This window comes from Micromonospora sp. NPDC000442, from assembly GCF_042898635.1.
In the GTDB taxonomy this organism is placed as follows: domain Bacteria; phylum Actinomycetota; class Actinomycetes; order Mycobacteriales; family Micromonosporaceae; genus Micromonospora.
In genome coordinates this window covers 59,053-78,725 of record NZ_JBIAYZ010000021.1, presented here as the reverse complement: position 1 = coordinate 78,725, position 19,673 = coordinate 59,053, and the positions used below count along the sequence as shown (strand labels likewise).

21 protein-coding genes are annotated in these 19,673 nt (G+C 72.5%); 10 read left to right on the top strand and 11 right to left on the bottom strand.

Annotation, left to right across the window (positions count from 1 at the left end):
• Positions 1 to 203: 203 nt before the first annotated feature.
• A complete protein-coding gene (locus ACFY2A_RS25875) occupies positions 204 to 1,139 on the top strand; it encodes a PfkB family carbohydrate kinase (protein ID WP_387175293.1) in 936 nt (311 codons plus the stop codon).
• 68 nt (positions 1,140 to 1,207) lie between these two features.
• Here the strand turns inward: ACFY2A_RS25875 and ACFY2A_RS25870 are convergent, their stop codons facing one another.
• Positions 1,208 to 2,044, bottom strand: coding sequence for an MBL fold metallo-hydrolase (locus ACFY2A_RS25870; protein ID WP_387175291.1), 837 nt, complete (start codon positions 2,042 to 2,044; stop codon positions 1,208 to 1,210).
• Positions 2,041 to 2,445, bottom strand: a complete 405-nt coding sequence (locus tag ACFY2A_RS25865; protein WP_363925229.1) for a hotdog domain-containing protein — start codon at positions 2,443 to 2,445, stop codon at positions 2,041 to 2,043. The genes ACFY2A_RS25870 and ACFY2A_RS25865 overlap by 4 nt, the downstream gene beginning before the upstream one ends.
• A 124-nt stretch (positions 2,446 to 2,569) precedes the next feature.
• Here ACFY2A_RS25865 and ACFY2A_RS25860 point away from each other — a divergent pair, with 124 nt between their 5' ends.
• Positions 2,570 to 3,634 (top strand): phosphatase PAP2 family protein, encoded by a 1,065-nt coding sequence (locus ACFY2A_RS25860; protein WP_387175289.1) that lies wholly within the window; start codon positions 2,570 to 2,572, stop codon positions 3,632 to 3,634.
• A 137-nt stretch (positions 3,635 to 3,771) separates the two neighbouring features.
• On the opposite strand, the gene ACFY2A_RS25855 is transcribed toward ACFY2A_RS25860, so the two are convergent.
• The 3 genes from ACFY2A_RS25855 to ACFY2A_RS25845 all read right to left on the bottom strand — a co-directional run bounded on the left by ACFY2A_RS25855 (position 3,772) and on the right by ACFY2A_RS25845 (position 6,390).
• On the bottom strand, positions 3,772 to 5,217 hold the full coding sequence (locus ACFY2A_RS25855; protein ID WP_387175287.1) for a PH domain-containing protein: 1,446 nt from the start codon (positions 5,215 to 5,217) through the stop codon (positions 3,772 to 3,774).
• A 218-nt stretch (positions 5,218 to 5,435) separates the two neighbouring features.
• Positions 5,436 to 5,966, bottom strand: a complete 531-nt coding sequence (locus tag ACFY2A_RS25850; RefSeq protein ID WP_387175285.1) for a PH domain-containing protein — start codon at positions 5,964 to 5,966, stop codon at positions 5,436 to 5,438.
• A gap of 151 nt (positions 5,967 to 6,117) precedes the next feature.
• The gene (locus ACFY2A_RS25845) at positions 6,118 to 6,390 is read right to left on the bottom strand and encodes a hypothetical protein (protein WP_387175283.1); all 273 of its coding nucleotides are present in this window, start codon (positions 6,388 to 6,390) and stop codon (positions 6,118 to 6,120) included.
• A 236-nt stretch (positions 6,391 to 6,626) separates the two neighbouring features.
• On the opposite strand from ACFY2A_RS25845, the gene ACFY2A_RS25840 reads away from it, so the two are divergent.
• Genes ACFY2A_RS25840 through ACFY2A_RS25830 form a run of 3 tightly spaced genes read left to right on the top strand, consistent with a single transcriptional unit; the run spans position 6,627 to position 9,672 of the window.
• Complete coding sequence (locus ACFY2A_RS25840) at positions 6,627 to 7,733, top strand: AAA family ATPase (protein WP_387175281.1); 1,107 nt, start codon at positions 6,627 to 6,629, stop codon at positions 7,731 to 7,733.
• Positions 7,712 to 8,725: a DUF58 domain-containing protein gene (locus tag ACFY2A_RS25835; RefSeq protein WP_387175279.1), complete on the top strand. Its 1,014-nt coding sequence runs from the start codon at positions 7,712 to 7,714 to the stop codon at positions 8,723 to 8,725. Before ACFY2A_RS25840 ends, ACFY2A_RS25835 begins: the two co-directional genes overlap by 22 nt.
• A complete protein-coding gene (locus tag ACFY2A_RS25830; RefSeq protein WP_093407400.1) occupies positions 8,722 to 9,672 on the top strand; it encodes a VWA domain-containing protein in 951 nt (316 codons plus the stop codon). Before ACFY2A_RS25835 ends, ACFY2A_RS25830 begins: the two co-directional genes overlap by 4 nt.
• Before the next feature lie 133 nt (positions 9,673 to 9,805).
• Here ACFY2A_RS25830 and ACFY2A_RS25825 read toward each other — a convergent pair whose 3' ends face one another.
• The 5 genes from ACFY2A_RS25825 to ACFY2A_RS25805 form a co-directional block, all read right to left on the bottom strand.
• Positions 9,806 to 10,018, bottom strand: coding sequence for a hypothetical protein (locus ACFY2A_RS25825; protein WP_387175277.1), 213 nt, complete (start codon positions 10,016 to 10,018; stop codon positions 9,806 to 9,808).
• Positions 10,019 to 10,264: 246 nt separating this feature from the next.
• Complete coding sequence (locus ACFY2A_RS25820) at positions 10,265 to 11,392, bottom strand: acyltransferase family protein (RefSeq protein ID WP_387175275.1); 1,128 nt, start codon at positions 11,390 to 11,392, stop codon at positions 10,265 to 10,267.
• Positions 11,389 to 12,459, bottom strand: a complete 1,071-nt coding sequence (locus ACFY2A_RS25815) for an alpha/beta hydrolase (protein WP_387175273.1) — start codon at positions 12,457 to 12,459, stop codon at positions 11,389 to 11,391. The genes ACFY2A_RS25820 and ACFY2A_RS25815 overlap by 4 nt, the downstream gene beginning before the upstream one ends.
• Positions 12,460 to 12,557: 98 nt before the next feature.
• Positions 12,558 to 13,223: a response regulator transcription factor gene (locus ACFY2A_RS25810; protein ID WP_204026917.1), complete on the bottom strand. Its 666-nt coding sequence runs from the start codon at positions 13,221 to 13,223 to the stop codon at positions 12,558 to 12,560.
• Positions 13,220 to 14,503: a sensor histidine kinase gene (locus tag ACFY2A_RS25805; protein ID WP_387175271.1), complete on the bottom strand. Its 1,284-nt coding sequence runs from the start codon at positions 14,501 to 14,503 to the stop codon at positions 13,220 to 13,222. The genes ACFY2A_RS25810 and ACFY2A_RS25805 overlap by 4 nt, the downstream gene beginning before the upstream one ends.
• A gap of 152 nt (positions 14,504 to 14,655) precedes the next feature.
• On the opposite strand from ACFY2A_RS25805, the gene fabG reads away from it, so the two are divergent.
• The 4 genes from fabG (at position 14,656) to ACFY2A_RS25785 (ending at position 18,084) form a co-directional block, all read left to right on the top strand.
• Complete coding sequence (fabG, locus tag ACFY2A_RS25800; protein WP_387175269.1) at positions 14,656 to 15,360, top strand: 3-oxoacyl-ACP reductase FabG; 705 nt, start codon at positions 14,656 to 14,658, stop codon at positions 15,358 to 15,360.
• Between the two features lie 26 nt (positions 15,361 to 15,386).
• Positions 15,387 to 16,154: an enoyl-ACP reductase FabI gene (fabI, locus tag ACFY2A_RS25795; RefSeq protein ID WP_363925267.1), complete on the top strand. Its 768-nt coding sequence runs from the start codon at positions 15,387 to 15,389 to the stop codon at positions 16,152 to 16,154.
• A gap of 80 nt (positions 16,155 to 16,234) precedes the next feature.
• On the top strand, positions 16,235 to 17,266 hold the full coding sequence (locus ACFY2A_RS25790) for a ferrochelatase (RefSeq protein ID WP_387175266.1): 1,032 nt from the start codon (positions 16,235 to 16,237) through the stop codon (positions 17,264 to 17,266).
• A complete protein-coding gene (locus tag ACFY2A_RS25785; RefSeq protein ID WP_387175264.1) occupies positions 17,215 to 18,084 on the top strand; it encodes an HAD-IIA family hydrolase in 870 nt (289 codons plus the stop codon). Before ACFY2A_RS25790 ends, ACFY2A_RS25785 begins: the two co-directional genes overlap by 52 nt.
• Before the next feature lie 12 nt (positions 18,085 to 18,096).
• Here ACFY2A_RS25785 and ACFY2A_RS25780 read toward each other — a convergent pair whose 3' ends face one another.
• Entirely contained in the window at positions 18,097 to 18,873 is a 777-nt protein-coding gene (locus ACFY2A_RS25780; protein ID WP_387175262.1) for an alpha/beta fold hydrolase, read from the bottom strand.
• A gap of 28 nt (positions 18,874 to 18,901) precedes the next feature.
• Between ACFY2A_RS25780 and ACFY2A_RS25775 the strand changes: the two genes are divergently transcribed.
• Complete coding sequence (locus ACFY2A_RS25775; RefSeq protein WP_387175260.1) at positions 18,902 to 19,507, top strand: TetR/AcrR family transcriptional regulator; 606 nt, start codon at positions 18,902 to 18,904, stop codon at positions 19,505 to 19,507.
• Positions 19,508 to 19,673: the final 166 nt, after the last annotated feature.

The following is a 19,673-nucleotide window of genomic DNA, read 5'->3' as shown; positions in this document are numbered from 1 at the left end:
CGGCGCCGGTGGACGCGCAGCCCCGCGCCACCCGGCATCATCATCCCACCACGCCGGGTCGCGGGATGCAATAGCCACCTCTCGATGTGTGAGACGGACCCGGTGCGCAGTGCCCAGGTCGCGCCAATACCGTGGCTTCCACGCCCCGGCACACCCGCTGTGCCAGCCTGGGCATCACGTACGGCCAAGGGAAGGACCTGACGATGGGATACGCGGTGGTGCTCGGCGAGGCGCTCGTCGACCTGCTGGACACCGAGTGCGACGGTGCGCCGGTCTACCGGCAGGCGATCGGCGGTGGACCGCTGAACGTCGCCGTCGGGGTCGCCCGGCTCGGTGGCGCGGTGCAGTTCGTCGGGTCGCTCGGCGACGATGTGCTCGCCGACCGGATCCGTGACTTCCTCACCACCGAACAGGTGGGACTGGCCGGCGCGGTCACCGCCGCGGTACCGACCACGCTGGCGGTGGCCACCTTCTCCGGCGCAGAGCCGGACTTCCGCTTCTACGGCGAGCCGCCCTCGTACGCGCTGCTCGGTCCCGACGAACTCGACGTCGCGCTGGTCGAGGGCGCCGACGTGCTCTACTGCGGCTCGATCGTGCTGCTGGCACCGACGACGCTTGCCGCCGCCCGCCGGGCCTGGGCGGCGGCCCCGGGGCTGCGGGTGTTCGATCCGAACGTCCGTCCCCGGCTGCTGGCCGGCCCGCAGGCGCTGGCCGGGCTGCGCGAGGTGGTCGCCGAGTTCGCCGCCGGGGCGCACCTGGTCAAGCTCAGCGCCGCCGACGCGGAACTGCTCTATCCAGGTGAGCCGGTCGAGTCGGTAGCGGTCTACCTGCGCGAACTCGGCGCGACCACGGTCGTGGTCACCCTCGGCGCCGCCGGCGCGGTGGTCGCCGCCGCAGATGCCGATCCGGTACGCGTACCCGCCCCGAAGGTCGACGCCATCGACGCCACCGGCGGAGGTGACTCGGTGATGGCCGCCCTCGTCGCCGACCTGCTGACCGACGGCGAGCCGGTCGGGCCGTCCGGCTGGCACGAGCGGGTCGGCTACGCCCTGCGCGTCGCCGGCCTGGTCTGCGAACGTCCCGGCGGCGCGGTCGCCATGCCCACCCGCGCCGAGGTGCGCCAGCGCTTCGGCGACTGACGGCCAGCCCCGGCTGGCCGGGGAATCCACCGACCGGCTGGCCGGCGGCGTCGATCGCGGGGACGAGGTCAGGCGGTGCCGTCGAGTTCGGCGTACCCACGCCGGGCGGCGCTCAGCGCGTGGCGGGCCGGGAACGGGGCGTCGGCGGCCACCCGCTCCGGCGGTGCGCCGCCGGTGTGCCCGGCCCGGATCAGCCAGGCCAGCTCCACCAGTTGGGCGTGCTGGGCCCGGACGAACTCCGCGTCGACCGGTTCGCCGTGCCCGGGCACGACCACCGTCGCCGGTGAGATCGACCGCGACAGCTCGGCCAGCGCGTCGGGCCACTGCAACGGGTACGAGTCCTCGAACGCCGGGGGACCGGCCTGCTCGACCAGATCACCGGCCACCAGCAGGTCGGCGTCGGGTACCTGCACGACGAGGTCGGCGTCGGTGTGGCCTCGCCCCGGATGGCGCAGCACCACCTGTCGGCCACCGACATCGAGGACCGCCTCGGTGCGCACGGTGTGGGTGGGCGCCAGCAGCGCGGTGTCGGCCAGCTCGGCGGCGAGTTCCGGATGCCCGGGGTGCAACTCCGCGTACGCCTCCCGGCGCAGCCGGTCCGGCTCGTCGCGGATCGCCGCGGCGGCCAACTCGTGCGCCCAGACCGGGCGGGGCGGATCACCGGCGAGCGTGGCGTTACCGAAGCAGTGGTCGAAGTGGTGATGGGTGTTCACAAGCGTCAGCGGGTCGGTGGTGACCGCGCGTACGGCGGCGGCCAGTTCGGCCGCCTGCCCGACGGTGGAGAGGGTGTCGACAAGCAGCGCCGCGCCGTCGCCAAGCACCAACGTGACGTTGACCGCGAGCACCGGCTCACGTAGCACGAGCACCCGTTCGGCGACCTCGACGAACCGACCCGTGGTCGTCATGCTGCCCCACCGGCGCGTTGCATGAACCGGAGCCGGTCGACCAGGACCCGCTCCACGCGTCCCTCGGCGACGGTCTGCCCGCCTTCGGTGACGTCGACCTCGAACACCAGCCGACGCCTGTCGACCTCGGTCAGCCGGGCCTGCGCCGCGACCGTGCGACCCACCGGTGTCGCGGCCCGGTGCTCCAGCTCCACCCGGGTGCCCACGGTGGTCGAGCCGCTCGGCAGGTGGCGGGCGGTCGCGGCCACGGTCGCCGCCTCCGCCAGGGCGAGTACCCGTGGCGTACCGAGCACCGGAACGTCGCCGGAGCCGACCGCCTGGGCGGTGTCGGCGTCGGTGACGGTCAACTCGACCCGGGCGGTCAGACCCGGGGCCAGGGCTTGATCCGGTAGCTCCCGCATGGCCACAGCGTAGGTGCTCGGCGGAGCCCGGGCCACGCGGCCGGGCAGATGCGCCATGTCCGCCACGACGTCGCAGGTGCTCCTGCCGCCGGTCGGGCGCGGGTCGCCGCTAACCTTGTCCGCGATGTCTGCCGTGACCGACCCCCAGCCCCCAGCCTCGACCGAGCCGCCCACCCCGCGCGACGGCGGGCGCCGCCGCGTGATCGCGATGTCGGTCTGGGGCGTCGCCTTCGTGGTGGGCTGGCTCGTCATCGGCCTGCCCACCGACCCGGTGTACGCGTTCTTCTGGATCTGGGCCGGCACCATCGCCTGGTACTCCGCCCGTCCGTGGCGCAGCCACCTGCGCTTCGCCCGGGACTGGGTCCCGGTGGTCCTGCTGCTGGTGGCCTACAACCTGTCGCGTGGGTTCGCCTACCACGACGGGACCGTGCCGCACGCCTACGAGTTGATCCTGGCCGACCGGCTGATGTTCGGCTGGGCCATGGACGGTCAGGTGCCGACCGTCTGGTTGCAGCAGCACCTGTACCAGCCGGAGGTGCGCTGGTGGGACGTGCTGGTCAGCTGGGTGTACTTCTCCCACTTCGTGGCGGCGCTGGCCGCCGCGGCGGTGCTCTGGATGGTCGAGCGCAGCCGGTGGGCGGCGTTCATGCGTCGCTGGTTCTTCCTCTGCGCCACCGGCCTGATCACCTACTTCCTCTACCCGGCCGCGCCGCCGTGGTGGGCGGCGCAGAACGGGCTGATCGAGGAGGTCGCCCGGATCTCCACCCGGGGTTGGAAGGCGTTCGGCATGCACGGGGCGGGAAACCTGCTCAACGCCGGGCAGTTGGCCTCCAACCCGGTGGCCGCGATGCCGTCGCTGCACACCGCCTTCGCCCTGTTCGTGGTGCTGTTCTTCCTGCCTAACGTCCGGCGTCGCTGGTGGCCGCTGCTGCTGGCGTACCCGCTGGCGATGACCTTCACGCTGGTCTACAGCGGCGAGCACTACGTGATCGACGTGCTGGTCGGCTGGGCGTACGTCGGGATGACCTTCCTGGCGGTCGGATGGGCCGAACGCTGGTGGGCCCGCCGAAAGGCCCATACCACCCCGTCCAACCCCGCCACCCCGACCAACCCCGCCACCCCGACCAACCCCGCCACCGACCCCGACCCCGCCACCCCACCGGCACCCCCCATCCCATCCCGCCGCTGACCGCGCCCACGCCTACGCCCCTCCTCCCACGCCTCGCCGATCTTGCGGTTTCGGTCGCCGACACGACCCTTTTGTCGGGCTTGTCGAGACGAAAAGTGCAAGATCGCGGGGAGTGGGGTGGGGTGGGGGTGGGGTGGTCAGGCGGGGCGGCGGGCGGCCTGGCCGCGGGCGGTCAACTCCGCCGCCAACGCCCAGGCGTCGGCGAGGTCCCGGTCCGCCGCCGCCGCACCGGCCCCACCAGCGGTGTCGGCGTGTACGGTGGCCAGCCCGAGCAGCCGCTGCACCGGACCCTGCACCACCCGGACGCTCTGCAACCGGGCGTACGGCACGATCGTCAGCCGGCGGGTGAGTAGGCCGGAACGGACGACGAGCACCTGCTCGGTCAGGCCGGCACCGAGCACCTGGCGGCTCAGCGGGTTCACCCAGCGGGCCCGGGCCGGTGGTGGCCGCAGCGGCAACGACGACAACGCCACCCCGGGCAGCACCTCGGCAACGATCATCTCGCCCGTCGGCTGGTCACCGACGGGCAGCAGCCGGTCCGGCCGGTTGCGCTCGTCGGCCTCGCCGGCGGCGTAACCGGCCACCTCCAGCCGCAGCCGCAGCCAGCCCTTCATCCGCCAGAGCAACGGCCAGGTCACCCGTACGGTCTGCACCCGGTGCAACGGGACGGTCTGCGACCTGGTCTCCAGCAGGCCGTTGCGGATGCGCAGCCGGTCGTCGTCGCGGGCCAGCTGGAACCGCCAGTCGTCGAGGACCCGGCGGACGGGTTGCAGCAGGACACCGGCCATCGCGGTGAGCGTGCTCGCCACCGCGATGAAGGACCAGGACCCCTCGGACAGGAACTGCGTCGCCACGAAGGCCACCCCGAAGGGCAGCAGGAACGCCTGCGGGGTCAGCAGCTGACTGATCAGCAGGTCCCGGTTGTTCACCGCGTGCAGCGGCCGGCCGGCTGGCGGGGGTGGCTCGGCGCCCGCCGGCACCGGCTGCGCCGGGGGCGCCGGCACCGCGCCGGAGGGGTAATCGGCCAGGGCCAGCAGGCGCTGCCGCAGCGCTGCGGCCTCGGCCACACTGAGGTACGCCAGCGGTGCCTCGGTCTTGCCGCCGCCGACCACCTCCAATCGCAGCTCGGCCAGCCCGGTGAGCTGGGCGAGCAGCGGCCGGACCACCTCGACGGCCTGGAGCCGTTCCAGCGGAATCGCTCGGGTACGCCGCCAGAGCAGCCCCTCGTGAATGCGCAGTTCCCGGCCCACCACCTGGTAGCCGGTGTTGTACCAACTGACCACGGCCAGCACGCTCGCGCCGAGCGCGAGCACGATCACCATCGCGACGAACCAGCCGAACCCGACCCGGGACAGGGTCGACCAGGACAGCCCGGCGATGACCACGACCAGCGACTTGGCGCCGTGCAGCGCGGGACTCAACGGATGCAGCCGTTGCCGTGCCGACGGATCCTGCGGCGGCGGACCGGCCCACCCGGTGGGCGGCTGCGGCGGACCGGACGGCGATGACGGCCCGGCTACCTGGTACGGACCCAGCGGCGGGCCCGCCCCGGGCGGTGGTACCTCGGCGGGCACCGCTGGCACGGCGTGGCCGGGCAATGGTGTTTCGCCTGGCACGGCGTGGCCAAGTGGAAGTGTTTCGCCTGGCAGGGCGTGGCCGGGTGCAGGTGTTTCGGCGGGCACCGTCGGCTCGGCGTGGTCGACGGGCTGGCCGGAAGCTTGGCCGCCGATCGCGTCCCCGACCTGATCCCGCTCGTCCGCGGTGGGTGGGGTCCGGTCCGGACCCGGTCCGGCCGACCCGCTCACAGCCCTTCCGCCCGGTCCTCGCCGAGCGCGGTCAGGCGGTCCCGCAGCCGGGACGCCTCCGCCGGACGCAGCCCCGGCACCCGGGCATCGCTCGCCGCGGCCGCGGTGTGCAACTGCACGGTCGCCAGATCGAATGCCCGCTCCAGCGGGCCGGCGCTCACGTCGACGAACTGCATCCGCGAGTACGGGACGATGGACAGCCGACGGACCAGCAGACCGTGCCGGACCAGCAGGTCGTCCTCACGTTCGGCGTAGCCCCAGGCCCGTACCGCCCGGACGATGGTCACCACCCGCCAGAGAGCGAACAGCCCGACGGCACCGAGCGCCAAACCGAACGGCCAGGAACCGGTAAGCGCCCAACCGACACCGAGCACCGCCGAGACGACGGCCACCCCGGCCGCCAGGCGCAGCAGTTCCACCCAGATCAGGTCCGTCGATATCGACTGCCACTGGACGGTGTCCGGCCACGGTTCGAGCGGGCTGGTCGGCGCAGCCGGCGGCCGGACCTCAGACGCGTCATCGCTCACGGTGCCGACCTTTCGTTCGCGACTGTGGGGCTCGCAAGCTCACTCCTCGCGCTCACGGTGCCGACCTTTCGTTCGCGACTGTGGGGCTCGCAAGCTCACTCCTCGCGCTCACGGTGCCGACCTTTCGTTCGCGACTGTGGGGCTCGCAAGCTCACTCCTCGCGCTCACGGGGCCGGCTTTTCGTTGTACGCGTCCACTCTTCGAGCGTAGGCGATCCCGGCAGCGGGGTGACCTCACGCAGAAAGCCTCGCGCGCCGAGGAAATCGCCGAGCGACGACCGGTGCACGTCACAGGCGAGCCAGGTCTTGCGCCGCTCCGGCGCGTGCAGGCGGGGATTGTTCCAACGCAGTGCCCATCGGGCTGCGACACGACACCCACGGGCCGAACAGGGCAGCGCTTCGGCGGGACTGTCGGGGTGGGTCATCCCGCTCAGTCTAGGACGGCGGGGAAGAGTGAGCGCCGGGCGGCCACGGGGGAAGCCGCCCGGCGACGGATGAATGGTACACACGCCGGGGCGGCTTTTGTCCACTGGCGATCGGCGATTCCTCCGTCCCGGAACGGCGTGGCGGAAATCGGTCGCTCCCTCCGTCGGTACTCAGTCGGGCATGCGAGGCTTGGTACCGCACACGCCGCGACGACCGATCACGCTGTGGAGGACCAGTGGCCCAGCCGACCACGCCCGACGCCCCGCCGCCGAATGGGGCGCAACCGCAGGCGACCACACCGCCGACCACCCCGGCGCAGGACGCCACCCTGCTGGAACGGGCGCTGTTCGAGATCAAGCGCGTGATCGTCGGGCAGGATCGGATGGTCGAGCGGATGTTCGTCGCGCTGCTCGCCCGCGGGCACTGTCTGCTGGAGGGCGTACCGGGGGTGGCCAAGACCCTCGCGGTGGAGACCCTCGCCAAGGTGGTCGGCGGCTCGTTCGCCCGGGTGCAGTTCACCCCGGATCTGGTGCCGGCCGACATCATGGGCACCCGGATCTACCGGCAGTCCAGCGAGAAGTTCGACGTCGAGCTGGGTCCGGTCTTCGTCAACTTCCTGCTCGCCGACGAAATCAACCGGGCGCCGGCGAAGGTCCAGTCCGCGCTGCTGGAGGTGATGAGTGAGCGGCAGGTGTCGATCGGCGGCGAGAGCCACCGGGTGCCGAACCCGTTCCTGGTGATGGCGACGCAGAACCCGATCGAGCAGGAAGGGGTGTATCCGCTGCCGGAGGCGCAGCGGGACCGCTTCCTCATGAAGATCATCGTGGGGTATCCGACCGACGCCGAGGAGCGGGAGATCGTCTACCGGATGGGCGTGGCGCCGCCCGAGCCCACCGCCGTGTTCGACACCGAGGACCTGATCGCCCTGCAACACAAGGCCGACCAGGTATTCGTGCACAACGCCCTGGTCGACTACGCGGTCCGGCTGGTGCTGGCCACTCGTACGCCGGCGGAACACGGCATGCCCGACGTCGCGCAACTGATCCAGTACGGTGCCAGCCCCCGGGCCTCGCTCGGGCTGGTCCGGGCCACCCGGGCGTTGGCCCTGCTCCGCGGCCGCGACTACGCCCTGCCGCAGGACGTACAGGACATCGCACCGGACATCCTGCGGCACCGGCTGGTGCTCAGCTACGACGCGCTCGCCGATGACGTACCGGCCGACCACGTGGTGCACCGGGTGATGTCGACCATCCCGCTGCCGTCGGTGGCACCCCGGCAGCAGGCCACCCCGCCCGCCGGAGCGGTGGCACCTACCTCAGGGTGGCCCGGGCAGCGGCCGTGACCTCAACCACCCCTCGACCCGGTGAGCCGGACCGCCTGGCGGCCACCAACCGTTCCGGTGCCGTGCTGTCCCGGCTGCAACTGCTGGTGACCCGCAAACTCGACGGCCTCCTTCAGGGTGACTACGCCGGCCTGCTGCCCGGGCCGGGCAGCGAGGCCGGCGAGTCGCGCGAGTACCGCCCCGGCGACGACGTGCGCCGGATGGACTGGCCGGTGACCGCCCGAACCACCACCCCGCACGTACGGCGTACCGTGGCCGACCGTGAACTGGAGACGTGGCTGGCGGTGGACCTGTCGGCAAGCCTGGACTTCGGCACCGGCCGGTGGCTCAAGCGGGACGTGGTGATCGCGGCGGCCGCCGCGATCACGCACCTGACCGTGCGGGGCGGCAACCGGATCGGTGCGGTCGTCGGCAGCGGCGGCGACGTCCCGGTGCCCCGCCGTGGCCGGCGGGAGCCGCCCCCGGCCGGCCCGGGGAGACTGGTCCGGTTGCCCGCCCGGTCCGGACGCAAGGAGGCCCAGGGCATGCTGCGGGCCATCGCCGGCACCGAGATCCGGCCCGGCCGCGGTGACCTCGGGGCGCTCATCGACATGCTCAACCGCCCGCCCAGGCGGCGCGGTGTCGCCGTGGTCATCTCCGATTTCCTCGCCCCGCCGGCCCAGTGGGCTCGTCCGCTGCGCAAGCTGCGGGTCCGACAGGACCTGCTCGCGATCGAGGTGGTCGATCCGCGGGAGCTGGAACTACCGGACGTCGGGGTGCTCCCGGTGATCGACCCGGAGACCGGCGAACTGCACGAGGTGCAGACCGCCGACCCGAGCCTGCGGCACCGTTACGCGGCAGCCGCCGCGGCCCAGCGGGCGGAGATCTCCGCCGCGTTGCGCGCCGCCGGCGCCGCCCACCTGCGACTGCGTACCGACCGAGACTGGCTGCTGGACATGGTGCGCTTCGTGGCCGCCCAGCGGCACGCCCGCACCCGAGGAACGACACGATGATTCGACTGCTGCAACCCTGGTGGCTGCTGGCCGTGCTGCCGGTGCTCGCCCTCGCCGCGCTGTACGTCTGGCGGCAGCTGCGCCGGCGCGACTACGCGCTGCGGTTCACCAACGTTGACCTGCTGCGTACCGTGGCGCCGAAGGGTCTCGGCTGGCGCCGGCACCTGCCGGCCACTGCGTTCCTGCTGGCCCTGCTGGTGCTGGCCGGTGCGTTGGCCCGACCCGCGGTCGACACCCGGGAGCCGCTGGAGCGGGCCACCATCATGCTGGCCATCGACGTGTCGTTGTCCATGCAGGCGGACGACGTGCCACCGAACCGGCTGGAGGCGGCTCAGGAGGCGGCCATGCAGTTCGTGGCGGAACTGCCCGAGACGTACAACCTGGGGTTGGTCTCGTTCGCCAAGTCGGCAAACGTGCTGGTGCCGCCGACGAAGGACCGCCCGGCGGTGACCAGTGCCATCGAGGGGTTGGTGCTGGCTGAGGCGACGGCCACCGGCGAGGCGGTCTTCACCTGTCTGGAGGCGATCCGGTCGGTGCCGGCCGACGGGGCGGCCGGTATCCCGCCGGCCCGGATCGTGCTGCTCTCCGATGGCTTCCGCACGGCCGGGCGGTCGGTGGAGGAGGCGGCCGCCGCGGCGCAGGCGGCGAACGTACCGGTCTCCACCATCGCCTTCGGCACCGACTCCGGGCATGTCGACATCGGTGGTCAGTTGCAGCGGGTGCCGGTGGACCGGCTCGCCCTGGCCGAGCTGGCCGAGACCACCGAGGGCTTCTTCTACGAGGCGGCCACGGTCAACGAGCTGAAGCAGGTCTACCAGGACATGGGCAGCTCGATCGGCTTCCGGACCGAGCCGAGAGAGATCACCCAGTGGTACGCCGGCATCGCCCTGCTGCTCGCCCTCTGCGCCGGCGCTTTCAGCCTCCTCTGGTCCTCCCGCATGATCTGACCACCGCCAGAGCCTAGTTGATCATGAGGTTAGCGGCACTTTTGAAGATCGAACCGACCGCTAACCTCATGATCAACGGAGGCGGTCGGGTGGGTGGTCGGGGTGGGCGGGTGGGTGGGGGGTGCGGCGGGGGTTAGTGGTTGCCGCTGGCCAGGACGAACAGGATGGCCACCCAGACGGCGGCGAGGGTGAAGCCCAGCGGGGCGACGTAGCGGCTCATGACAGCTCCGACGTGGCGGCTTGGCGGCCCGGGCAGGGCGGACCGCGAGAGGGGTGGATCAGGACGCGCGCACGCGAAGTCGTGACCGGGCTGCTTTCCGGCGGCACCCGTCCGGTCGGCCGCCACGACAGCGATACCGGGCGGTGGGACGGGTGTGCGGGGGGAGCGGGCCAGCTCAGGCGGAGCGGGGCTCAGCGTGGCTGGCTGTCGGCCCGGCCACGACTGGGAGGATCGCTATCTGGCACAGCGATCACCTCCTGGGGTCGGTTCCGGGGCGACGCGGGCCGCCGAGCGACCCGCAAACGCGGATCATCGTACACCCGGGTTGTGTGCCCGGCCCACTCGGTCGACCGGCCGACGGACCGGGGCCGTTCATCTGTCGACGGCGGGCCGGCCGGCGTTGACGGACGCCGAGGTCAGCCGGGAATCGCGGCGCCGGACGAGGAGCATCAGCACGGCGGTGAGCACCGGCAGCCAACCGATCCGGGCCAGCAGCCAGGTCGGGTCGTCCGGGGCGGTGTGCAGCCCCGGCAGCGGGGCACCGCCGTGCGCGGCGGACACCACCACCGCGACCAGCACCGGCTGGTGCCAGAGGTAGATGCGTACCGCGTGCCGGTTGATTTCGCCGATCACCCGGCGGGGCAGCGGTCGGCACAGCAGTCGGACCAGCGCCGGTCGGGCGATCAGGCCGAGACCTGTCTGGGTGACCGCGAGCGCCACCACGAGCAGCGACGGGGGATCGAGGTTGGATCGGCCGTCGCCGGGGACCCCGACCGCGCTGACCGGGTAGCCGAAGGCGAGTACGGCGGCCAGGCCGACCGCCCCGGTGGCGGCCAGCCACCGGGCGTCACGCCGTCGGCTCAGCAGGCCGTCGGCGTGGGCCAGTCCCAGCAGATACGGCACCGCCCAGGCCGCCAGCACCGTCACCGGTGGCATCCAGGTGCCGGCCGGGAGCAGCCGCACAGCCAGGTCGGCGCCGGCCACCACGGCCGCCGCGGTGACCGCGCAGCGCGGAGCGCCCCAGCGGCGTACGGCCGCGCGCAGCGGACCGCTGAGCACCACCAGGGCCAGCAGGGGTGCCAGGAACCACAGGGGACTGATCGCCAGGGTCAGCGCCACCGACAGGGTGCCGTCGGGGACACCGGCGACGGCAGCGGCCAGCAGTACGGCTGACCCGGTGCCGAGCAGGGCGATCGCCGGCAGGAGCAGCCGCCGCAGCCGGTGCGCCAGCCAACCGGGTCCGGGATGCCGGTCAGCCGACCGGGCGGAGGCGTGGCCGGCGGTGAAGAAGAACAGCCCGAGGGTCTGCAACACCCAGCTGACCGGTGCCAGGGTCGGCATCGTGGTGAGCGGGCTGGCCAGGTCCAGCGCGCCTTCCGCGTCGAGTACCAGGCCGGTGACGAGCCAGTGACCGAGCACCACTCCGGCGACGGCGAATGCGCGCAGCCCGTCGACGAGGGGATCCCGAGCCGACCGGTGGGCGGTGTGTTGGCCGCTCATCGGGCCGGTCCCGCCGCCGTGCGGGTATCCACGGGGTCCGAATCTCCGCCGGATGGTGGCCACGTGCACCCGGGTGAGGCTGTCGGGCTGATGGCGTCAGCGGATCGTGAGTCGCTGCCCGCTACGCCGGTGCCGGAGCGGCGACCGTCGCTGGCGGTGACCGTGACGTCCGGACGGGCGTGGCCCGTGCCGGTCGCACCACACAGCACCACCTCGGCGACTGCCGCGAGGGTCGGCCCGCCGGGCAGCAGGTAGCCGTCGTGGCCGGTCGAGGCGGCCGGCAGCGGCCGCGCACCGAAGGAGTCGTCGGCCGGCCGGACCCCGTGTCCCAACCCGGGCAGGCGAAGCTGGGGCACGCGTCGGATCCAGTCGTCCGGTGCCTCGGCCGCCCAGACGCGGACCGGGCCGAACTGGTCGGCGTGCTCCGCGCCGACACCCACACCGCCGAGGGTGACCACGTCGGTGACCTGCGGCGGGGCGTCCATGGCGGCCAGCCCGACGACAAGCGCGCCGTAGCTGTGCCCCACCACGGTGATGCGGGCGGCCGGTAGCCGCCCGGCCAGTGTTCGCAGGTGGTCACCGAGCTGGTCGGCGCCCCGGCGGGCGGCGGCCGGGGTGGCTGCCGTGGTGACGCCGTCGGGCGGGTCGTAGCCGAGCCAGGCCAGCACGGCCACGCGGGCGTGCGGATCAGCGGCGCGCAGCGCGGCGTGCAGGGCTCGGGCCTGCTCGGCCGGGGCGCGCTGGGGCACGCCGCCAAGCCCTCGGTCGAAGTCGGCGAGCCGGGTACCGACGCCCGGAACCAGCACCGCGATCCGATCGGCGGTGGCCAGGTCACCGAGGACCTCGACGGCCCGGCCGTCACCGTGCGAATCGAAGGCCAGGAACTGCCGACCCTGCGCGGCCCAGCGGGCGTACGGCGCTCCGGCGGCCTCCATCGCGGCGGCAGTCGACGGGTACGCCTCGACGAAGCCGGCCGGGGCGGGGTCGGGCGGGACCGTCGGTGGCCGTACCAGTCCGGTCGCCAGCATCGCCGCGAGGCACAGCCGGACCACTTCCCTGCCCACCATCACGCGCTCCCTCCACCCGGTCGTGGGGTGCAGGATGTGTCGGCGGTGTGGTGCCGGTCGTCAACCCGGGGAGCCGTTGATGACCTGGCACCGGGGGGCTACTCCCCGGCGGCGACCAGTCCGGTCTCGTACGCGAGCACGACGGCCTGGGCGCGGTCGCGCAACTGGAGCTTGGCCAGGATCCGGCCGACGTGGGTCTTGACGGTCTGCTCCGCGACGACCAGTTCGGCGGCGATCTCGGCGTTGGAGCGTCCCTGGGCGATCAGCCGCAGCACTTCGGTCTCGCGTGGGGTGAGCGCGGCGAGGACCGTGGGTCGGGGCCGCTGTCGGTGTGGCCGGGCCGCGAATTCGGCGATCAGGCGGCGGGTGACCGTCGGGGCGAGCAGCGCGTCGCCGCCGGCGACGACGCGTACCGCGTGGATCAGGTCGGCGGCGGGGGCGTCCTTGAGCAGGAAGCCGCTGGCCCCGGCGCGCAGCGCCTCGTAGACGTAGTCGTCCAGGTCGAAGGTGGTGAGGATGAGCACGCGTGGTCGGTCGCTCGGCCGGTCGCCGAGGAGTTTGCGGGTCGCGGCGAGGCCGTCGAGCACCGGCATCCGCACGTCCATCAGCACCACGTCGGGGTCGAGTCGGCGGGCCTGCGCGACCGCCTGGGCGCCGTCGGCGGCGTCGCCGACCACCAGCAGGTCCGGCTGAGCGGCCAGCAGGGCGCCGAAGCCCTGCCGGACCATCGCCTGGTCGTCGGCGATCAGCACCCGGATCGTCATGTTGGGTCCTTCGGCTCGTCGGATGGCGGCGGGTCGGCCGGCAGCAGCGCGTCGATCGTGTAGCCGTCGTCGGCGGTGGGGCAGGCGGTGAAGCTGCCGCCGAGGGCGAGGACCCGCTCGCGCATGCCGGTCAGTCCCTGTCCGCCACCGCGTGCGTCCGGGCCGGCCGGGGTCCCGCCGGCGGCGTTCTGGACGCGTACCGTCAGGGCACCGGGGCGATCGCGGACGGTGACGCGCACCTCGGCGCCGGCCGCGTGGCGGGCCGCGTTGGCCAGCCCTTCCTGAACGATCCGGTAGGCGGCCAGCCCGACCGGTGCTGGTGGCTCGGCGGCGATGTCGCTGTCCAGTTCCACGGTCATGCCGGCCCGCTGCGCGGCAGCGACCAGCGCGGGTAGTTCAGCCAGCGTCGGCTGTGGGGCGGTCCGGGGGTCCTCCGACTCGCTGCGCAGTACGCGCAGCAGCCGCCGCATGTCGGTGAGCGCCGCCCGGGCGGCCTCGGCGATGGCGCTGAATTCGGCCCGGGCCGGCTCGGGCACGGCGAGTCGGTACGGCGCGGTCTCCGCCTGCACCGCGATCAGTGACATGTGGTGCGCGACCACGTCGTGCAGTTCCCGCGCGATGCGGGTGCGCTCCTCCAGTACCGCCCGCCGGGCCTTCTCCAACTCACTCACCTCGGCCTGCTCGGCCAGCGCCCGTCGGGTGAGCAGGTTGTGCCGCAGCAGGTCGCCGACGATGAGCAGCACCACGAACAGCAGGGTGACGCCCACCTGGTTGCTCGGCGGCACGAATATCCAGACCGGGAGCAGGCTGAACAGTCCCGTCCAGGCGAGCACGACCCGGTCGACCCGGGCCGCCACGGTGGTCAGAACGACGATGATGACCAGGATCTGTGTCGGGTTCCACGGCCAGAACTCGTACGTGGCGGGGCCGAGCACCACGGCGTCGTCCGTCGTGCGCCGGTTGAAGGTGCCGAAAAACTGCCCGATGAACATGATCCGCCAGGCCAGCAGTGGTCGGGTGGGCAGCAGGGGCAGCGGTGCGACGGTGAGCAGGGCGATGACCCATGCGGTGGCGATGGGCAGGCGCCGGGTGTCCAGCAGGAACTGCGCGGTGATCAGGGCCAGCCCGAGGAGCACCAGCAGCCCGGTCGTCCGCAGGACGGCGGCGGTGCGGGGCCGGTGTCGCAACCGGTCCAGTGGTCGGCGTCGTGCCGGATAGTCCGGTCCCACCACGGTGCGGCGCAGCCCCGCCAGGGCGGCACGGACGGTACTGCGGTCCATATCCCGGCAGGGTAGTTCGAGTGGCCGGCTCCGTCGTGCGACCAGGGAGTGATCCATCCAGTGGTACCGCGGTATGACGTGCGGCGGTTAGTGATTACCGTGCGGTAGCGCCTAGTCTCCAAGCCGCAGCGATCTTTGGGAGGGGACGCACCGTGTCGCGAACTGTGCTGGTTACCGGGGGCAACCGGGGGATCGGTCTGGCCATCGCCCAGGCCTTCGCCAAGCAGGGTGACCGGGTGGCGATCACCCACCGGGGCAGCGGGGCGCCGGAGGGATTGTTCGGCGTGCGCTGCGACATCACCGACGCCGACTCGGTGGACGCGGCCTTCGCGGCGGTCGAGGCGGAACTGGGGCCGGTGGAGGTGCTGATCGCCAACGCGGGCATCACCGACGACACGCTGCTGCTGCGCATGTCGGAGGAGCAGTTCACCCGGGTGCTGGACACCAACCTGACCGGCGCATACCGCTGCGCCAAGCGGGCCTCCGGGAAGATGCTGCGGGCCAGGTGGGGGCGCATGATCTTCGTCTCCTCGGTGGTCGGCCTCTCCGGTGGCGCCGGTCAGGTCAACTACGCGGCCAGCAAGGCCGGTCTGGTCGGGGTGGCCCGTTCGATCACCCGGGAGCTGGGCGGCCGGAACATCACCGCGAACGTGGTCGCGCCGGGCTTCATCGAGACCGACATGACCGCCGGGCTGACCGACCAGCGCAAGGCCGAGATCCTCAAGTCGATCCCGGCGGGTCGGATGGCCAGCCCGGACGAGGTGGCGGCGGTGGTCACCTGGCTGGCGGGCGAGGGTGCCGGGTACGTCTCCGGCGCGGTCATCCCGGTCGACGGTGGCCTGGGCATGGGTCACTGAATCCTGAGCACGGAGGAATGAGCGTAATGTCCGGACTGCTGGCCGGTAAGCGGCTGCTCGTCACCGGCGTCATCACCGACGCCTCGATCGCCTTCTCGGTGGCCAAGCTCGCCCAGGAGAACGGCGCCCAGGTCGTGCTCACCGGCTACGGCCGACTGTCACTGGTGGAGCGGATCGCCAAGCGGCTGCCCGAGCCGGCACCCGTGATCGAGCTGGACGTGACCGACCCCGAGCATCTCGCCGGACTGGCCGACAAGGTCCGCGAGCACGTCGACGGTCTCGACGGGTTGGTCCACTCGATCGGGTTCGCCCCGCAGAGCTGCCTCGGTGGCGGGTTCCTCGACGCCTCCTGGGAGGACGTGGCGACGGCGTTGCACGTCTCGACGTACTCCTACAAGTCCCTGGCCGTCGCGGCGCTGCCGTTGATGTCGCCGGGCGGCTCGGTGGTCGGCCTGACCTTCGACGCCAGCCAGGCGTGGCCGGTGTACGACTGGATGGGCGTGGCCAAGGCCGGGCTGGAGTCCGCCTCCCGCTACCTCGCCCTGCACCTGGGCAAGCAGGGTATCCGCAGCAACCTGGTGGCCGCCGGGCCGCTGCGCACCATGGCCGCGAAGTCCATCCCCGGCTTCGAGCAGTTCGAGGACGCCTGGGCCGGACGTGCCCCGCTGGGCTGGGACCTCACCGACCAGGAACCGGCCGCCCGGGCCTGTCTCGCGCTGCTGTCGGACTGGTTCCCGGCGACCACCGGCGAGATCGTGCACGTCGATGGCGGCTACCACGCGGTCGGCGCCTGACGCGGCGGTCGCCCGTCTGTTTACGACCGGGACCCGGGGGCGTTGCCGGGACGCCGCAGGCCACCGGCAAGAATGGGCCCATGGCGTACGACGCGGCGGTGCTGGTGTCCTTCGGTGGCCCGGAAGGGCCCGACGACGTGCTGCCGTTCCTGCAGAACGTGACCCGGGGGCGGGGCGTCCCGCCGGAGCGGCTGGCCGAGGTCGCCGAGCACTACCAGCACTTCGGCGGGGTCTCCCCGATCAACCAGCAGTGCCGGGACCTGCTGGCGGCGGTCCGCGCCGACTTCGCCGCCAACGGGCTCGACCTGCCGGTGTACTGGGGCAACCGGAACTGGGATCCGATGCTCGCCGACACGGTGGCCCAGATGCGCGACGACGGCGTACGACGGGCGTTGGCGTTCGTCACCAGCGCCTTCGGTGGGTACTCCTCGTGCCGGCAGTACCAGGAGGACATCACCGCCGCGCGGGCGGCGGTCGGCCCGGACGCGCCGGTGATCGAGAAGCTGCGCCAGTTCTGGGATCATCCCGGGTTCATCGAGCCGCACGTCGACGCGGTGCGCTCCGCGCTCGCCCAGCTCGACCCGGCGCGGCGGGACAGCACCCGGCTCGTCTTCACCGCACACTCGGTGCCGACCTCGGCGGCCGACAGCGCCGGCCCGCACGGCGGCCGGTACACCGCCCAACTCGCCGAGACGGCCCGGCTGGTGCACGCGGCAGCGGCCCCGGACCTGCCGTACGACCTGGTCTGGCAGAGCCGGTCCGGCCCGCCCCACGTGCCGTGGCTGGAGCCGGACATCAACGACCACCTGGAGACGCTCGCCGAACAGGGCGTGACAGGCGTGGTGGTCAGCCCGATCGGTTTCGTCTCCGACCACCTCGAGGTGGTGTGGGACCTGGACACCGAGGCGTCGGACACGGCCAAGCGGCTCGGGGTGGACTTCGTCCGCGCCGGTACCCCCGGCACCGACCAGCGCTACGTGACCATGGTTCGGGAACTGGTGCGGGAACGGATCGACCCGGACGGCGCCGAGCTGCGCCGTCGGCTGGGTGAGCTGCCGATGTGGGACACCTGTCCCACGGTCTGCTGCGTCCCGTCCCGCCGTCCGTCCTGACCGCCGCGGCGAACCCGACGACACCCCTGGGGATGAACATGCAGGATCGTAAGCCCGTCGAGAGCTGGCTCAGCGACATGGACGGGGTGCTGGTGCACGAGGGCCAGCCGGTGCCGGGCGCGCCGGAGTTCGTCAAGCGGCTGCGTGCCTCCGGCAAGCCCTTCCTGGTGCTGACCAACAACTCCATCTACACCCCGCGCGACCTCCAGGCCCGGTTGGCCCGGATGGGGCTGGACGTGCCGGAGCAGGCGATCTGGTCGTCCGCTTTGGCCACCGCCCAGTTCCTGGCCGATCAGCGGCCGGGCGGCACCGCGTACGTCATCGGGGAGGCCGGGCTGACGACCGCCCTGCACGCGGTGGGCTACGTGCTCAGCGACTTCGCCCCCGACTACGTGGTGCTGGGGGAGACCCGCACCTACAGCTTCGAGGCGATCACCAAGGCGGTCCGACTGATCAACGACGGGGCTCGGTTCATCTGCACCAACCCCGACGCCACCGGGCCCTCGGTGGAGGGCGCTCTGCCGGCCGCCGGCTCGGTCGCCGCGATGATCTCCAAGGCCACCGGGGTGGAGCCGTACTTCGTCGGCAAGCCCAACCCGATGATGATGCGGTCGGCCCTGAACACGATAAACGCACACTCGGAGAGCACCGCGATGATCGGTGACCGGATGGACACCGACATCCTCTGTGGCCTGGAAGCCGGGCTGGAGACCATCCTGGTGCTGACCGGGATCAGCTCCCGGGCGGAAGCGGAGCGTTACCCGTACCGCCCCTCCCGCATCGTCAACTCGGTCGCCGACCTGATCGACGAGGTCTGAGCCGGCGCCTGGTCACTGGCGTGCCGCGTCGCGGCGAAGGAAGTCGGTGAGCACCGGGGCGAGGGTGGTGGCCGGCACACCGTGCCACTCGCCGGGCAGGCTGCGCTGCTCGGCGGCGGGCAGCAGGCCGGCCGTGGCGGCGGCCATCTCGGTCAGGTCGTCGGTGCTGCCGGCGCTGTGCAGGACGAGCGTCGGGGTGCTCACCCGGGCGAGCACCGTCGGCCCGGTGGCCTCACTGAGCAGGCTGTCGTACGCCAGAGTGTGCGCCACCGAGACCATGGCGTTCCAGTGTGGCGTGTCGCGCATCCCGGCGAGCAACTGCTCGCGTACGCCGATGGAGGTCAGGAAGAACGTCACCGCCTCGGTGCCGGTCAGTCGGCGCAGTTCGGCGGTGAAGGCCCGTTGGTCGGCTTCGTCGCCGTCGACGTTCAGCGGTGGCTCCAACAGGACCAGCCGTCGCACGTCGAGGCAGGCGGCGGCCGCGTGCAACGCGAGCAGGCAGCCCGAGGAGTACCCGTACAGCGCGGTGGGTGCGCCGGCCTCGGCGATCAGCGCGGCGAGGTCCTCGACCTCGCGCTCGGGGGCGTAGGGCGGCGTGTCGTCGCTGCCCCCACGCCCACGACGGTCGTAGCGGTAGACGGTGAAGTCGGTCGTAAGCAGGTCGGCGAGTTCACCGAGTGGGCTGTTGGCGCGGAAGTGCCCGGCGGCGTCGATGAGGATCAGCGGAGGGCCGGCACCCTCGCGCTGGTACGCGATGCGCGTGCCGTCCTGTGCGGTGACCGTGGGCATGAACTGAACCGTACAGTACAGTTGCAGGGTGCGAAAGGACGTCAACCGGCGCGGGATCCTCAACGCGGCCCTGGCCGAGTTCCTCGAACACGGCTACGTGGCCGCCGGAATGGACCGGATCGCCGCCCGCGCCGGTGTCTCCAAGGTGACCGTGTATGCGCACTTCGCCGGCAAACACGGCCTCTTCGAGGCGGTGTTCACCGGCGCGATCGCCGAGGCCGAGCGGGCCGGCTCGGCGTACGTCGAAGCCCTGGCGGAATCCGACGACCTGCCGCACGACCTGCGGGCCTTCGCCCGCGAGCACATCGCCACGGTCACCGCCCCGCACCTGCTCCAGTTGCGTCGGATGCTGATCGGCGAGGCGGGCCGCTTTCCTGAACTGGCCCGGGCGTGGCACCGCGCCGCGCCGGAACGTGGCCACGCCACCCTCGCCAGGGCCATCACCCGTCTCGCCGAGCGGGGCCGGTTACGCGTGTCAGACCCGATGCTCGCGGCGCAGTACCTGAACTACCTGATCCTGTCGATCCCGCTCAACGAGGCGATGTTCGCCGTCCGCACGTCGTTCCCCGAGGCGGCGCTGCACCGCTGGGCCGACGAGGCAGTCCGGATCTTCCTCACCGCCCACACCCCCTGAACACCACCCCACCCCCCACCCCTGCAGCCCCGCAGCCCCGCGATCTTGCACTTCTGGTCGCCGCAATGCGGCATTCACCCGCTCTTGTCCTGACGAAAAGTGCAAGATCGCGCGGGTGCTGGGGTGCTGGGGTGCTGGGGTGCTGGGGTGCTGGGGTGCTGGGGTG